The following is a 1,597-nucleotide window of genomic DNA, read 5'->3' as shown; positions in this document are numbered from 1 at the left end:
GCGACAGCACCGTCGCGACGTCCACTCCCATCATCCGGGCGACGGACTCGGGGGCCGCGAACCGGTCGGAAGGTGAGGGCGCCTCGGACACGCGATCATTATGTCCCCCGAGTACCCGATCCGGGTCCTTCACCCGCAGATGTTCACCCGACGCCGCGCCCGTCGCCACGCGACTCCCGCGTCCGGAGACACCGTCGTGAACCGGCTCGTTCGTGAACCGCTAACCTCGCGATCTCCCGCCGGTGACCATCGATCCCTACGGTCGCACGTGATTCCCCACGCCTATCTAGGAGATCGCCATGTCTGCGCGCCCGTTGTCCATGTCGGCGCTGTCCAGCGCCCTCGCCGCCGCGATCGTCGGGGCGCTCATCCCGCTCGCGGCGATCGCACCCGCCCAGGCCGACACCGGCGGCTCGGGCGTCGTCATCAACGAGGCCTACCTCAAGGGCGGCAGCGCGAACGCGCCGTACGCGAAGAAGTTCGTCGAGCTGTACAACCCGGGTGGGGTCGACGTCGACCTGTCCAGCTGGTCGTTGCAGTACCGTTCGGCCACCGGCACCGGCGCATCCAACGGCGTGGGCGCGCTCAGCGGCACCATCAAGGCGCACGCGTACTTCCTCGTCCAGCTCAACGGCAACGGGTCCACCGGCGCGGCGCTGCCCACCCCCGACCTCGACCTCGCGGGCAAGATCACGCCGTCGGGTACGACCGGCACGCTCATCCTCGCCAAGACCACGAGCGCGGTCACCGCTCCCACCGGCAGCGTCACGAACCAGACCTCGATCGCCGACCTCCTCGGCTACGGCGCCTCGAACACGTTCGAGGGCAGCGTGGCCACCGTGACCGGCGCGAACAGCGTGCCGAACTCGCTCGCCCGCACCGGGTTCGCCGACACCGACGACAACGGTGCCGACTTCACTCAGCCCAGCGCGATCACGCCGCAGAACTCCGCATCGACGACGCCCTCGCCGTCGCCGTCCGCTTCTCCGTCCGCATCCCCCTCTGCGTCGCCCAGCGCATCGCCGAGCCCGTCACCGTCGACGCCCGCGGCATCCGTCACCCCGATCGCGACCATCCAGGGCGCCGGTGATTCCTCGCCCCTGATCGGGCAGAGCGTCACCACGCGCGGTGTCGTCACGGCGGCGTACCCCACCGGCGGTTTCGCCGGGTACTACGTCCAGACCGAGGGGACGGGCGGCGCGGTCGACCTCGCCACCCACACCGCCTCCGACGGCCTGTTCGTCTACTCGCCGTCGACCGTGTCCCAGGTCGCCGTCGGCGACCTCGTGCAGGTCACCGGAACCGTCGCGGAGTACTTCGGCCTCACCCAGCTCTCGGTCGCCGCGGGCGGTCTGAGCAAGGTCGGCACCGGCAGCGTCACCCCCGCCACCGTCGCCGTCCCCCGTGCGGCGTCGCAGCGCGAGGCGCTCGAGGGCATGCTCGTCGCTCCGCAGGGCGACTACACCGTCAGCAACACCTACTCGACCAATCAGTACGGCGAGATCGGCCTGGCCACCGGCACGAAGCCGCTCATCACGCCCACCGAGATCGCTCGCCCCGGAACCGCGGACTACACCGCCGCGGTGGCCGACAACGC

The 1,597-nt window shown here is 70.7% G+C and carries 1 protein-coding gene; it reads left to right on the top strand.

The genetic code is table 11. The features are described 5' to 3' along the window. Window positions 1-299: 299 nt before the first annotated feature. Window positions 300-1,597, top strand: a 1,298-nt coding sequence (locus LQV45_RS31125) for a lamin tail domain-containing protein (protein WP_230011187.1), incomplete at its 3' end; no start/stop codon positions are given.

Source organism: Microbacterium sp. Bi128 (assembly GCF_918698205.1).
Note: the sequence above shows the minus strand (reverse complement) of the source record. Positions and strands in the feature narration are given on the sequence as shown.